The sequence below is a fragment of the uncultured Nisaea sp. genome (assembly GCF_963974195.1).
GTDB lineage: Bacteria > Pseudomonadota > Alphaproteobacteria > Thalassobaculales > Thalassobaculaceae > Nisaea.
In genome coordinates, this window is record NZ_CAXBDC010000111.1 from 1 (window position 1) to 13,889 (window position 13,889).

At 59.0% G+C, this 13,889-nt stretch carries 12 protein-coding genes and 1 tRNA gene; 7 read left to right on the forward strand and 6 right to left on the reverse strand.

Annotated elements, in window-relative coordinates:
• Positions 1-189 (forward strand): GMC oxidoreductase (locus AAC126_RS18750; protein WP_339856174.1); only part of this gene is annotated, 189 nt, incomplete at its 5' end.
• A 156-nt stretch (positions 190-345) separates the two neighbouring features.
• Positions 346-437, forward strand: a tRNA-Ser gene (locus tag AAC126_RS18755).
• 261 nt (positions 438-698) lie between these two features.
• On the opposite strand, the gene AAC126_RS18760 is transcribed toward AAC126_RS18755, so the two are convergent.
• Positions 699-1,076, reverse strand: coding sequence for a hypothetical protein (locus AAC126_RS18760; protein WP_339856176.1), 378 nt, complete (start codon positions 1,074-1,076; stop codon positions 699-701).
• 309 nt (positions 1,077-1,385) lie between these two features.
• On the opposite strand from AAC126_RS18760, the gene AAC126_RS18765 reads away from it, so the two are divergent.
• Positions 1,386-2,189 (forward strand): pyrroline-5-carboxylate reductase dimerization domain-containing protein, encoded by an 804-nt coding sequence (locus AAC126_RS18765; RefSeq protein WP_339856178.1) that lies wholly within the window; start codon positions 1,386-1,388, stop codon positions 2,187-2,189.
• A 52-nt stretch (positions 2,190-2,241) separates the two neighbouring features.
• Here AAC126_RS18765 and AAC126_RS18770 read toward each other — a convergent pair whose 3' ends face one another.
• Positions 2,242-2,730: a hypothetical protein gene (locus AAC126_RS18770; RefSeq protein WP_339856181.1), complete on the reverse strand. Its 489-nt coding sequence runs from the start codon at positions 2,728-2,730 to the stop codon at positions 2,242-2,244.
• Between the two features lie 248 nt (positions 2,731-2,978).
• Here AAC126_RS18770 and AAC126_RS18775 point away from each other — a divergent pair, with 248 nt between their 5' ends.
• Together AAC126_RS18775 and AAC126_RS18780 are read left to right on the forward strand one after the other, a co-directional pair.
• Entirely contained in the window at positions 2,979-3,686 is a 708-nt protein-coding gene (locus AAC126_RS18775) for a response regulator transcription factor (RefSeq protein ID WP_339856185.1), read from the forward strand.
• A gap of 8 nt (positions 3,687-3,694) precedes the next feature.
• Positions 3,695-5,053: an ATP-binding protein gene (locus AAC126_RS18780; RefSeq protein ID WP_339856188.1), complete on the forward strand. Its 1,359-nt coding sequence runs from the start codon at positions 3,695-3,697 to the stop codon at positions 5,051-5,053.
• 90 nt (positions 5,054-5,143) lie between these two features.
• On the opposite strand, the gene AAC126_RS18785 is transcribed toward AAC126_RS18780, so the two are convergent.
• The 3 genes from AAC126_RS18785 to AAC126_RS18795 form a co-directional block, all read right to left on the reverse strand.
• Complete coding sequence (locus AAC126_RS18785) at positions 5,144-6,829, reverse strand: methyl-accepting chemotaxis protein (RefSeq protein WP_339856191.1); 1,686 nt, start codon at positions 6,827-6,829, stop codon at positions 5,144-5,146.
• A 35-nt stretch (positions 6,830-6,864) separates the two neighbouring features.
• A complete protein-coding gene (locus AAC126_RS18790; protein ID WP_339856194.1) occupies positions 6,865-7,560 on the reverse strand; it encodes a hypothetical protein in 696 nt (231 codons plus the stop codon).
• A 185-nt stretch (positions 7,561-7,745) separates the two neighbouring features.
• On the reverse strand, positions 7,746-8,327 hold the full coding sequence (locus AAC126_RS18795; protein ID WP_339856197.1) for a TetR/AcrR family transcriptional regulator: 582 nt from the start codon (positions 8,325-8,327) through the stop codon (positions 7,746-7,748).
• Positions 8,328-8,457: 130 nt separating this feature from the next.
• Between AAC126_RS18795 and AAC126_RS18800 the strand changes: the two genes are divergently transcribed.
• A complete protein-coding gene (locus AAC126_RS18800; protein WP_339856199.1) occupies positions 8,458-9,672 on the forward strand; it encodes an efflux RND transporter periplasmic adaptor subunit in 1,215 nt (404 codons plus the stop codon).
• 51 nt (positions 9,673-9,723) lie between these two features.
• Entirely contained in the window at positions 9,724-12,918 is a 3,195-nt protein-coding gene (locus tag AAC126_RS18805; RefSeq protein ID WP_339856201.1) for an efflux RND transporter permease subunit, read from the forward strand.
• 66 nt (positions 12,919-12,984) lie between these two features.
• Here the strand turns inward: AAC126_RS18805 and AAC126_RS18810 are convergent, their stop codons facing one another.
• Positions 12,985-13,689 (reverse strand): GntR family transcriptional regulator, encoded by a 705-nt coding sequence (locus AAC126_RS18810; protein WP_339856203.1) that lies wholly within the window; start codon positions 13,687-13,689, stop codon positions 12,985-12,987.
• Positions 13,690-13,889: the final 200 nt, after the last annotated feature.

Genomic DNA, 13,889 nt, shown 5'->3' on the forward strand with positions numbered 1-13,889 from the left:
TGCATGATGGGTTCCGACGCACAGACCTGTGTCGTCGATCCGAGCCTGAAAGTGTATGGCACTGAGAATCTGCGTGTCGCCGACGCCTCGATCTTCCCGGCGGTGACGTCCGGAAACATCAACGCCCCCTCCATCATGGTTGGCGAGAAGGCGAGCGACATCATTCTGAAGACTGCAAAAAACCGCTGAAACCCTCACTTTCTTGCGGAACCTGAAATTGCGGCGCACCTGCCCCGGAAAAAAATACAGTTTGATGAATGGCATTCATTGACAGTGGGCAGGCCGCCGCATAGAAGGGGCGCTGCATACGTCGTGCGGCGGGTTTACCCGCTGTGTCACTCCGGCGGAGGGGTGGCCGAGTGGCTGAAGGCGGCGGTTTGCTAAACCGTTATACTGGGAAACCGGTATCGAGAGTTCGAATCTCTTCCCCTCCGCCAATTCTGCTTCCAACCAATCAATAAGATTACTCACTTAAAAATCGACATCAGTTCTGTTTCATATTGATTTTCGCAAGCGCGATTGCGTGTTGTTCGATCAATTTGACGGTGAGTAATGTTTCGGAAGCCCCCATGGGATCGCCCTATGGCCGCAACGAGGCTTCAGGCGAAATTCCCTTTCTACTCAGATCCCGTTATCACGGGACGGCTCTTGTGCAGCCTGAGCCCCGCCAGCCACCAAGAGCTTTCCGGGTAAACGCCCTATGCTGGATTCTGCAGCCAAGTTCTGGCCGTCTTCTGATCCCTGAAAACCCTGGTTTCGATAGCCAATTTACTGACCTGAACCTGTGCTGCCAGGGCCTTGGCTAGAACGGGGTTCAGATCACCATCTGCCACCAACGCTGTACGTGCGCCGGGACCTCGAGCATCAGCAAATTCGCCAACGGCCTCAACGATCATCTGAAATCTGTCATAGGTAATTTCGGAGAGGCTCGCCCCACTGAGATCCCAAATGCAGAATTTGCTCGGTGTCCGCGAATAATGGTTCTTGATCGCTGCAACTGCCTGCTCTGCCGTAACCAGCCCATCCACACGAAAAACAACCAAGTCTCCTGCTTCAACGAGTGTCTGTATGGGCATTACTCTTCACTCTCTTGGTTAACCGGATGATCAACCTTACACAAATTTAGCGTTGTGAGTGGGTTCGAAAACTTCGAGGTTCAAAATGCTGAATATCGAAAATGCCCCGGAGCATCAAAGTTGAGCACACCCATTCGGCTTCAGCCGATGAACTGCATAAACAGAACAATATTATAAAAGAAATTTCATAGGCCCTGAGATTTTGAGTCGGAAAAGTAGAGCTTTGCCTTAACCAATTCTCTGCTGGTTTCCGGCAGAGTGCAGTGATGCGTCCTTTCCACATTCGCACTTGTCTGTAAGCACGCGCACTTGCGTATTGTTACGGCAAAATCTGGGAGACGCACCGTGACAAATATCGGCATTATAGGAGTGGGATATCTGGGCGCCTGCCTGGCAGAGGGCCTGGCTGGGGCCGGGACATTTCTCATTCTTTCCCCCAGAAGCACGTCACGCACAGCGGAGCTTTCCGCGCGCTTTGGATGCACCATTGCAGCCAACAATGCGGAGGTCGTTCAGCGGTCGGACCTGGTTTTTCTGTCGACCCGCCCCGGACAGATCGCCGAAACAGCAACGGGTTTGCCCTGGCGCGCCGGACAGCGCGTCGTTTCCATTGCTGCGGGGATCCGCCTTAACACCATCCAGGCCGCCGTTGCCCCGGCCATTGCGGTGCGGGCCATGCCAATCGCGGCCAGCCGTATCCGCCGGAGTCCGACGACTTTTCACCCGAACGATCCTGAAGCAAGCGCTATTCTCGCGCGGCTCGGCCCGGCCCTTCCCTTTGAAGATGAAGCCGAATTCGACACCGCCAGCATTTTCGGCGCGTACTACGCAATGATGTATGCCTTCATTGACGAAGTCGCCGGCTGGGCAGAGGCGAACGGCCTCTCCTCCGTCTCCGCGCGCACTCTCACCGCCCACATGACCGAAGCGGCGGCCGCAGCCGTGATCGAAGGCAAGGCCGTAAAGCCCCGGGAACTGCTCAACGAACTTCTGACGCCGGGAGGCATCAGCGAGGAAGGCCTTAAGGTGCTGGAGGAGACAGGCGCCCTGTCACGATGGCCGGACGCACTGGATGCGAGTCTGAAACGCGCCCGTGCCATCGACGCCGGTTAAATTGAGCCGGTCCGGCAGGGCTGGCTCCATTGCCAGCCCTTGCCCTTAACGGTCAAGCGCCCAGGTTGACGACTGAGCCCTGTCCGGCATAACCAGCCTCGGCCAGCTTGTCCTGAATGGACGTAACATCGTCTTCACTCAGGTTTTCCAGATCGTATTCTTCGAGAATGGATGTGAGTGTCTGCAACCCTTCCTGGGAGATCAGATCCTCGGATTCTCCAGCGGCTCCGGGACCACCCGGGCCTCCAGGGCCGCCCGGACCTCCGGGACCGCCAGGTCCACCCGGCGGCGGACCACTTGGCTTCGCAATGGCAGCGTCAAATCCGGATTCCTCAAGAAGCGTTCCGAGCTCACGCGAGGGCTTAACACCCGCATCGCTCAACGCCTGCTTGAGTGTTTCCTCATCTTCCTCGGTAAGTGAATCGGCATCATACTGCGACAGGATTTCTTCGACCGTCGATTTCTCTTCTTCGGTCAACGGTGTCCCGAAAGCACTCGCCTTCGGAAGCAGGCTCGAGATATCCGAGCTGATCGTGGTCATCGTGACGTACCCCCATTCTGGACGATATTCATCGAATGCCTTCCGCCCGCGCCTCCCGAAAGAGAAGCAAATGGATTTATCAGCATTCGGCGGCCATACACTAAGAAACCCGCCTGTAAATGTGGGTCTGCATCAGGTTAAGAAATGTAAAATCGGTTCGCCCACGGCTCATGGCCCTGCTAACAAGCCCCTATTGTGATGAATGTGCAGGGAACGCCCGGCACCCACGACTGGCAAGGTGCTCCGTGATGGCCCGAGTTCTTTTAATCGACGACGATCCCGATTTTTGTGAACTGCTTGGCACCTATCTTATCTCGCAAGGGTTTGAGGTGGACATGCTGCATAGCGGGCAGGACGCTCTTGAACGCCTCCTATCCGGCGAAAACCGTCCGGACGCGGTTTGCCTGGACCTGATGATGCCGGCGCCAAACGGCCTCGATGTCCTGACCAGTTTGCGCAAGTCCGGCGACTGGATCCCTCTTCTGATTCTGACCGCGAACACGGACGAGACCGAGCGGATCGTCAGCCTGGAAGTCGGGGCCGACGATTATGTCGAAAAGACAGCGAACCCAAGAGAATTGGCGGCCCGTCTCAAGGCGCTTGTCCGCCGGGCCCGGCCGGATCTTGGAGACCGGCTTCAGGAAACCGAGAAGCCGATCCAGGTCGGCGAGCTCACATTAACGCCCAGTGAAAGACGTGCCGAACTCGCCGGTGACCCGGTTTCCCTCACCAGCACTGAATTCGGCGTGCTGCACTATCTGATGCGCCATGCCGGCATCCCGATCCCGAAGGATGACCTGAGCCAGGCCGCGCTAGGCCGCTCCCTCTCTCCCTATGACCGGGCACTCGACGTGCATGTCAGCCATATCCGCAAGAAACTTTCGGTCCACCCCGAATGGCGGGACCGGATTCAAGCCGTCAGGGGCGTTGGCTATCAGCTTCTGGTATCCGGTTGATCTGGCCGATGCAGCTCCCCTCGTTTCGTCTTTATCGCCGCATCTTTCTGCTGCTCCTGGTCGCGCAGGTCTTGATTGCCGTTGGCGCGGTAACCGCGACTGTGCTGGTGGCGCGCGCCGTCAGCCCTCCCCCTCTTAACTGGGAGGTTCTGGCAAGAGATGCCGGCACCGCATACAAACAGGGCGGGCTCGCAGCTTTCACCGAATGGCAAAAACGCCAGTATCAGCACAAGCTGGCGACTTTCCTGATCGACGCTGAAGGCATGAGCGTCGATGGCCATCCGGTACCGCCGCATCTTGAACATTGGGCCCGTATGTCACCGGAAGACCGAACCACCGTGCGCGAAGGCCCTCCGGGCCGCGGCCCCGCGGTGATCTCTCCTGTTCCGGTCAATCTGCTCGCCGGATACCGGCTTCTGGTAATGGACGAGCAAACGCCATTCTTCGACTTTCCGATACTCTACCGGATCGGCAGTGCCGCATTGATCGCCGTCATCCTGATCGCGATCATAACCCTGTTTCTTACCCGGTCCCTGGTCCGCCCCATCATCGACCTTCGCCAAGTCACGCAGAGCGTGGCCGCTGGCGAATATTCAAAACGGGTCGGCGTCAAAGCGCTTTCCCGCGATGACGAGATCGGTGAACTCGCCGCCGATTTCGATGCCATGGCGGAACGCATTCAGGATCAGTTCCAGAACCAGCGCCAATTGTTCAGGGATGTCTCGCACGAGCTGAAATCGCCCCTCGCCCGCCTACAGCTGGCGATCGAACTGCTGCGCGCCGAGACCAGCTCCGGCGATGAAAAATGGCTCGAGCGCCTGGACAAGGAAGCCCATGCGCTCGCCAGCATGATCGATCGTATCCTGATGCTTGCACAAGTCGATCCCAGTGCGGTCGACATCCGCAAGGGACGCGTTGATATCGAGGCCCTGCTGTCATCCCTGATCGACGACGCACAGTTCGAAGCGCGCAAAAAGGGACAGGCTATCGCCTTTGAAAGCCCGTCCGCGCCAATGGCCGTGCGCGGCAGCCAGATGCTTCTGGCAAGCGCAATCGAGAATGTGATCCGCAACGCCGTCATCTACGGGCAGGAAGACAGCACCATCAGGATCTCGGTTTCGGTGTCAGAGGAGCGCGTCACGCTGACGATAGAGAACCGTGGCGAAAGTCTCCGCTCCTCGGATCTGCGGCGCATCTTCGAGCCCTTCTACAGAGCGCCGGGCGGCCGCATCCCGCCCTCGGCGGGACAGGGTATTGGTCTTGCGATTACCCGCAGCGTGGTGCAGGCGCATGGCGGCTCCGCCGTCGCGCAGAACCATCCGGAGGGCGGTCTGATCATGCAGATTGTGCTCCCCGTCGACGAATGAACCGCTCCGCGATAGACAACCGCCTCTGCAATAAAGAACCGGCCGGTCGCAGAACGACCGGCCCGCACAATTACATATGAGGCTCTCGATCTAGAGCGCCCGGACATTCCCCAGGAACTGATCGATTTCGCCTTTGAGCTTGCGGTTCCGCTCACTCAACTCGGCGACAACGGTCTGCTGGCTCTCGGCAAGCTGCCCGGTCTCGCCGGCGGCGGAGGACACCGTCTCGACAACCTGGGCAACGGTCTGCGTGCCGGCAGCAGCCTGTTCGATATTTTGCGCGATTTCATTGGTCGCGGCCCCCTGCTCCTCGACCGCACTGGCAACCACGGCAGTCAGCTCGTCAATCTTGTTGATCGTATTCCCGATACCAAGCACCGCCTCCGCAGCGGCACTGGTCTCACTCTGGATCTCCGCGATTTTCTGGCTGATTTCCTCAGTCGCCTTGCTGGTCTGGGTCGCCAGGCTCTTCACTTCGCTGGCAACAACCGCAAAGCCCTTACCGGCCTCTCCGGCACGGGCGGCTTCAATGGTCGCATTCAGGGCAAGCAGATTGGTCTGCTCGGCGATCTCGTCAATGATCTGAATGACCTGACCGATACTTTCAGCGGCTTCGTTAAGAGCCCCGACCCGCGTGTTCGTCGTCTCGACTTCCCCGACAGCCGCACGGGTCACCGTTGATGCCTGGGCCATTTGCGAGGAGATCTCGTTGATGGAGGACGACAGCTCGGTCGTTGCGGACGCCACCGTCTGAATATTGGCATTTGCCTCCTCGATCGCCGCCGCCGCATCCCGCGAAAGACCCGTCGTGTTCTGGGCGTTCGCCGCCATTGTTTCGGACGAAACGCGAACGCTGTTCACAGCCTCTTCCACGATTTTCAGCGCGCTCACCATCTCCTCGTCGAAAGAGCGGGTGTAGCCTTCCATCTTCTGGTGGCGCTCGCTTTCCTGCGCCTGCTGTTCCGCCTCGCGTGCTTTCTGTTCACGTTGCTCGAGGCCGTTCTGTTTGAAGATCTCGACGGTCGCGGCCATGCTCCCGATCTCGTCTTTCCGCTCCGTACCGGACACCATGATATCGAGATTGCCGTTGGCCATCTGCTCCATCAGTGCGGTCATGTTGCCGATCGGAGTCGCAATCGAGCGGCTCATCGCGAAGGCAGAGGCAACGGCGACAACAATCACCAGAGCGATCGAGACGATCATGGTCACGGTGAAGCTGCTCATCGCGGCATCCCGCCTTGTAATGGCATCGGACGAAATGGCGGAAAGTTCCCGCTCCAGCTTGGCAGCTGCTTCAGTAAACTTGTCGATCGCGATCCTCGGCTCTCCGGTGACCTCGATAGCGCGTGCCTGGTTTACTGTCAGATAGTTACTCATGAGCCGGACCTGCTCCGCCGCATAAACGTCCAGCCATTTCGTATATTCGACAACCAGCGTATCCACGAGGTTGGAAACATTCGGCAAATCGGCCGATTGCTCACGAAGCGTCGAAACGGCGGCATCAATCTTCGGCGACATCTCCTCGTATTGATCCAGCCCGGTGCGGTCTCCCGTCAGCAGGTAGTAAAGCAATCCCTGACGTTTGAGTGCGAAAGCCCGCTCATACTCGAGATAGGTATCGCCAAGCTGATCGGCTTTCTGACTTTCGGCTTCCGCGGATTTGATTTGCTCCATGGCAGCAAAAGCCAGAATGGCCGTCAAAACCGTCATTGCGATAATGATGGAGAAGCAAAGCGCGAGTTTCCGTGAGATCTTGAGGTTTTGCAGAAAATTCATTTCATGTTTCCTTGGTAACCATTGGTCAGACGGCGTCACATCATCCCGCGACGGCGCGCCAACTCGCTCAGGTTGTACTCGACGGTAACCGCTCCGATCGGCTTACCGTCTTTCGCCAAGGTCAAATTCACCTGGGTACGCCACGTCTTGCTTTTCTCGTTGAACTCCGGCTCATCGACAAAAACAGCCGTTGGACTGACCAGGAACGTCTTCTGGAATTTAGCTTCGTCACCCTGCCAGAAGTCGGACGTGATGGCGCTTTGGCCCACATTCAAACCGTAGGCATTCATGACAAAAATTTCCGTGAAAATTCCGCCGGAGGCGGCCTGTATTTGCGTCAGATAGGTGGAAAGGGGACTGCTGAGGGTAGCTGCGATCAATGGCTGATCAGCGCTTTCCCGCTCAGCCCGCCATGCCTGATCAAGCGCATCGATCTGTGACTGATCGACCCCTTCATACTGCCTGTTATGTGCGGTAACGGACATCTCAACGACAGGACTGGAAAGCCACTCACGAATTTCAGCGATTGCCTTTTCGTCAAGGATTTCCACAGGCGGAGGATTTGTCTGCGCGTGCGCCTCTGAGATCAGAATTGGACACGCCACGATCAAAAGAGCGGCAAACCGCAGAAAGACCGAATTCATTGCAACCTCACATTCAAACCGTAACCCCAATAGCCCGACGATCAGGCGATTAGCGGTTAATAGAAGCCGCAAGAAATTAACAAACATTTAAATTAAGTCTGAATGCTTTATCGAAAAACAGCCTTTGGTTTGGTTTTTCTTATTTTTTGATCTTTATCAATTTTACCCAAGAGTGATTTTTTCGCCGCCCAAAGTATTCAGGGGCGACAAATCCTGAGGATAAAATCCGAGCTCTAAAAGTCCGGGGAGATAATTCAACATGCCCCGCCTATTCAGGCGGGAAAGGCCTTCAATGCCGTTTGCGCCACGACCTCGAGATCTTCCCGGCTCGCCCCGCCACTTGCCTGGACGGACATGCCATAGCTCACCGTTGAAACAAAACCGGCCAGAGCCGCAGGATCCGCCTCAGGAGGCAGGCGCCCCTCATCCAGGTCTTTCGTAAACCGCTCACGCAGCTTGTCCTGAAAAGACGTCCTGATCTTTGCCAGCTCGTCCCGGACCCGCTCGGTTTCGGCACTGCAACTCAGCGCGCCCTGAACCGCGAGACAGCCCACCGGATGGTCCGGATCGGTCAGCACCGCCGCCCCTTCCATCAACAGCCGCTCAACAACCTCTTTCGGCTCCGCTGCGGCCATCGCCTGATCGAAATAGTCATTCTTGAGGCTGATATACCGGTCCATCGCCTTCTGGAAGAGCTCTTCCTTGTTTCCGAAAGTGGCGTAGAGACTTGGGCGGTTTATGCCCATGGCCTCGGTCAGGCGCGAGATGCTGGTGCCTTCAAATCCGCTCTGCCAGAACACTTCAAGAGCGCGGTCGAGAGCGGTATCGACGCAGAATTCCCGCGGCCGGGCCATGATTTAGTCTCCTCCAATAATTTTTTTGTACTGATCGGTAAGGTGGGGTGTTGAACATCGAATGTCCACCAGCCATATGTGTCCGACAATTTCATACCAATCGGTACAAATTTGCGGATGGAGCGATCCGATGGCTGGTACAAAGAGCACAGGACGTGGGTACAGGTTCATATTGGCAGGCGTGACCGTCGCCGCAATAGTTGGCGGCGGGCTTATCTCGTTACCGCAATCCTTTTCCGAAGAAAAGCCGCAGGCAGCCGCCCAGGCACCGAGCGCAATCCCGGTCTCGGTCGCGGCCGTTCTTCAAAAGGATCTGATTGGCTGGAAGGAATTTTCCGGCCGCCTTGAAGCCATCGAACGGGTCGAAATCCGGTCTCGCGTGGCAGGTCAGGTCAAGGCCATTCATTTCCGCGAAGGCAGTCTGGTGAGGGCCGGCGACCTTCTGGTCAGCATCGATCCGGAACCCTTCCTTGCCGATCTTTCCCGGGCAAAAGCCGGGGTGAGTGCGGCACAGGCCCGGGTCAACTTTACCAGGAACGAGCACGAGCGGGCGCAGAAGCTGGTCGCGACCCGCATTCTGACCGTACGCGAGGCCGACACACGGACAAACGCCTATCAGGAAGCGCAGGCCAATCTGCGTGCGGCGCAGGCCGAGCAGAAGGTCGCGGAACTGAATCTCGGTTACACTGAAATTCACGCTCCGGTCTCCGGGCGGGTTGGCAAAATTCTGGTCAATGCCGGCAATCTGGTGCCTGCGGGCGAAACCGGCCCGGCCCTGACGACCCTCGTCTCCGTCGATCCGATCTATGCCAGCTTCGACGCGGATGAACAGGTTGTGCTCGAAGCGGTCCGTAGTTTGGGAACCGGTTCCGGTGGAAACCGGGATGTAAGCCGGATTCCGGCACAGATGGCGTCCCCCTTTCCCGGCGATGAGCCGATCCCGGGGCGGTTGCAGCTGATCGACAATATCGTCGATGCCAATAGTGGCACTGTCAGGGTCCGGGCGGAGTTTGCCAATCCCGACGGTCTTCTCATTCCGGGGCAGTTCGCCCGGTTGACGATGGGAACGGCGCAGGCCGAGCCCGCCCTGCTGATCACCGAACGCGCCGTTGGCGTGGATCAGGGCAAGAAATACGTCCTCGTTGTCGGCGACGACGATACCGTGTCCTACCGGGAGATCGAACTCGGCAGATCGGTGGAACGGCTGCGGGTTGTCCTCAGTGGCCTGAATGCCGGAGAGCGGATCGTCGTCAACGGCCTGCAGCGGGTCCGGCCGGGCGCACGCGTGGCGCCGGAAATGATCGCCATGACTCCGGACCTTCCGCTTCAGACGGCAGCGAACTGACCTTGCCGTCAGCACTCTCCATACACCACCTGACAAAACCGGACAGATCCCATGAACTTCTCGAAATTCTTCATTGACCGTCCGGTTTTCGCCGGGGTGCTATCGGTCCTGATATTCGTCGCGGGTCTTCTCGCCCTGCGCACCCTGCCGATCTCGGAATATCCCGAGGTCGTACCGCCCACGGTCGTCGTCACTGCGCAATATCCCGGCGCCAACCCGAAGGTGATCGCGGCAACCGTCGCGACACCGGTCGAGGAAGCGATCAACGGCGTCGAAGGCATGCTCTATATGAGCAGCCAGGCGACGACCGACGGGCTGATGACGCTTACCGTCACGTTCAAGCTCGGCACCGATCCGGACAAGGCACAGCAACTGGTGCAGAACCGGGTATCCCAGGCCGAACCGCGTCTGCCGGAAGAAGTCCGGCGTCTTGGTGTCACCACGGTGAAAAGCTCGCCCGACCTCACCATGGTCGTGCATCTGCTGTCGCCGAACGACCGCTATGACATGACGTATCTGCGCAACTACGCTGTGCTGAATGTGAAGGACCGTCTGGCCCGGGTCGAAGGCGTCGGCCAGGTACGTCTGTTCGGCTCCGGTGACTATGCCATGCGGATATGGCTCGACCCGCAGAAGGTCGCGCAACGTCAACTGTCCGCAGGCGACGTCGCCCAGGCGATCCGCGAGCAGAATATCCAGGCCGCGGCCGGCGTTATCGGTGCCTCCCCCAGCCTGATCGGCGTCGATCTGCAATTGCCCGTGAATGCACAGGGCCGGCTGGAGACGACGGAACAGTTCGGCGACATCATCGTGAAGACCAGTGCCGACGGCGCCGTGACGCGTCTGCGCGACATCGCCCGCATTGAACTCGGGGCCGCCGAATACGCCCTGCGTTCCCTGCTCGACAACAAGCAGGCGGTTGCCATTCCGATCTTCCAGGCGCCGGGTTCGAACGCGATCCAGATCTCCGACAATGTGCGCGTCACAATGGAGGAGCTGAAGCAATACATGCCGGAAGGCGTCGATTACGAGATCGTCTATGACCCGACGGAGTTCGTCCGGGCATCCATCGAATCCGTGATCCACACCCTGCTTGAGGCGGTGGCGCTGGTTGTGCTCGTCGTCATCCTGTTCCTGCAGACCTGGCGGGCCTCGATCATCCCTCTTCTGGCCGTGCCGATCTCGGTGGTCGGAACCTTTGCCGCCATGCATCTGCTCGGCGTGTCGATCAACGCGCTATCCCTCTTCGGGCTCGTGCTGGCCATCGGCATCGTCGTCGATGACGCCATCGTGGTGGTCGAGAATGTGGAGCGGAATATCGAGGAGGGACTGGCGCCGAAACAGGCGACCTACCGGGCCATGCGGGAAGTCTCCGGGCCGATCATTGCCATTGCCCTGGTGCTGGTGGCCGTGTTCGTTCCGCTGGCCTTCATCACCGGCCTGACCGGACAGTTCTATGAGCAGTTCGCCCTTACCATCGCCATCTCCACGGTGATTTCAGCAGTCAACTCCCTGACCCTGTCACCTGCCCTCGCCGCTCTGCTGCTGAAAGGCCATGACGCACCGAAGGATCGCCTGACCCGGGTGATCGATTTTTCGCTCGGCTGGCTGTTCCGTGGCTTTAATGCGGTTTTCCGCCGGGGCTCGGATGCCTATGGCGGCGGTGTCAGGCGGATCACCCGGCACAAGACCATCTCCATGGGGCTGTATCTCGTGCTGCTCGCGGCGACCTACATGCTCTTCAACGCGGTTCCGGGCGGCTTCGTGCCGATGCAGGACAAGCAGTATCTGATCGGTTTCGCCCAGTTGCCGAACGGCGCCACGCTCGACCGGACAGAGGATGTGATCCGCGAAATGAGCCGGATTACCCTGGATGACCCCGATGTCGAGCATGCCGTTGCCTTCCCCGGCCTGTCGATCAGCGGGTTCACCAACAGCTCCAGTGCGGGCATCGTCTTCGCCACCCTGAAACCCTTCGAGGAGCGCAAGGGCGCAGCACACAGCGCGGGCGCCATCGCAGGCCGGCTGAATGCGAACTACGGCAAGATCAAGGACGCCTTCGTCGTGATTTTCCCGCCGCCACCCGTACAGGGCCTCGGCACAACCGGCGGCTTCAAGCTGCAAATCGAGGACCGGGCGTCACATGGTTACGAAGCACTGGATGCCGCGGTAAAGAGCTTCCTCGGCGCGGCGCGGCAGGCGCCGGAGCTTGCCAACCTGTTCACCAACTTCCAGGTGAACGTGCCGCAGCTCTATGCCGATGTCGACCGGACCAAGGCGCAACAGCTCGGCGTCTCCGTGACCGACGTGTTCGAAACCCTGCAGATCTATCTCGGCAGCCTCTATGTGAATGACTTCAACCGGTTCGGACGCACCTACTCCGTCCGCCTGCAGGCCGATGCAGCCTACCGGGCCCGGCCGGAGGATATCGGCTCCCTGAAAGTCCGCTCCAGCACCGGCGCGATGGTGCCGCTCTCTGCCCTGCTGCGGGTCGAGCCCGCAACCGGCCCCGAACGGGCATTGCGCTATAACGGCTTCATCGCGGCCGATGTCAGTGGTGCCCCAGCCCCCGGTTTCTCCTCGGGTCAGGCACAGGCCGCGGTCGAGCGGATTGCCGCGGAATCCCTTCCGGCCGGCTTCAGCTTCGAATGGACCGACCTCACCTATCAGCAGATCCTGGCCGGCAATTCCTCGCTGCTGGTGTTTCCGATTGCCATCCTGCTGGTCTTCCTGGTTCTGGCGGCCCAGTACGAAAGCCTGACACTCCCGGTTGCGATCATCATGATCGTTCCGATGAGTGTGCTGGCGGCCATGACCGGTGTCTGGCTGGCCGGGGGGGACAACAACGTCTTCACCCAGATCGGCCTGATTGTCCTTGTCGGTCTATCGGCGAAAAACGCCATCCTGATTGTGGAGTTCGCCCGCGATCTGGAACTCGGCGGAATGAAACCGATCCCCGCCGCGATCGAGGCCAGCCGCTTGCGCCTCAGGCCGATCCTGATGACCTCCATGGCCTTCATCATGGGTGTCGTCCCGCTGATTGCCTCGACCGGGGCCGGTGCGGAGATGCGTTATGCCATGGGGCTGACTGTCTTTTCCGGCATGATCGGGGTGACAGCCTTCGGTATCTTCCTGACACCGGTTTTCTACATCCTCGCCCGCGCGGTTACCGGCTACCGGCCATTCAACCGGCATGACGAGGATGATGCGCCCATTGAAAGCGGCCGCGTGTCGTCGTTCGAATAAACCATTCAGGAACCGGCCCAGCTCATAGCGGGCCGGGCCGGTTCCCGAATTTCCCGCACATCGCTTTCAGCCTGAAAGCGAAATCCCGTAGGCATGATGGTCCGTGACATAAAAACTGGACCGTAGCTCGACACAGCGATCCGCAATATCGAATGCCTTGCGCTCAATGCTCATCACGGGGGAAGAGGCAACAATGCCCAGCGCGGAAGCCGTTTCCTCATCAGCGGCAACAGCCTTGATGCTTTCATCCGCGCGTACGATCGCGATCCTGAAGGCTTGCTGATAGAGAGCGTAGAGCGCATTGGGCAGCGGCGCACGTTCGGCCAGGCCGGGAAAAAGCACTGCCGGCACCACTGACGTCTCATAAATCAGCCGTGACCCATCGATGGTTCGGACGCGGGCAATTTCATGCACCCTGTCCGGCGCGCCGGAGAGCTGTCCCGCTTCGGATGCCGTCGCCTTCCGGGAGATCACGGTTCCCTCGGCCAGATCCGGGACCGCCTGGGTTCCGTCCGGATTGCGCAATCGGAAAAACTGGAAAAGGGCATTCTCGGGCGTCCGCACGGCGACGAAACTGCCGACCCCCTGACGCCGCTTGATGATCCCCCGGCGCTCCAGCTCCTCAAGGGCCTTGCGGGCCGTGCCCTGGCTCACACCGAGTTCCGCGCCGAGATCATATTCGCTCGGCAGCATCGCGCCCGGCACCAGTTCCCCCGAAACAATGCGGTCGATCACCGTTCCGATCACGGTTTTGTAGAGCGGTTCCGTCATCTGGCTCGTCTGATCCCGTGCAGTTTCTTCACTTGAGAAATGCCATGTAGCAGATCGAACCGCATCAGTCTTGTATAAGAATTCTCCTACATGTAATGACATGGGTTAATGAAACTCAAAAAATGAAACCATGGGAGCCCAAGACATGACCAACATCCCCCAATTGCTGGTCCATAACCCGGACGACACGGTCGGTGTCG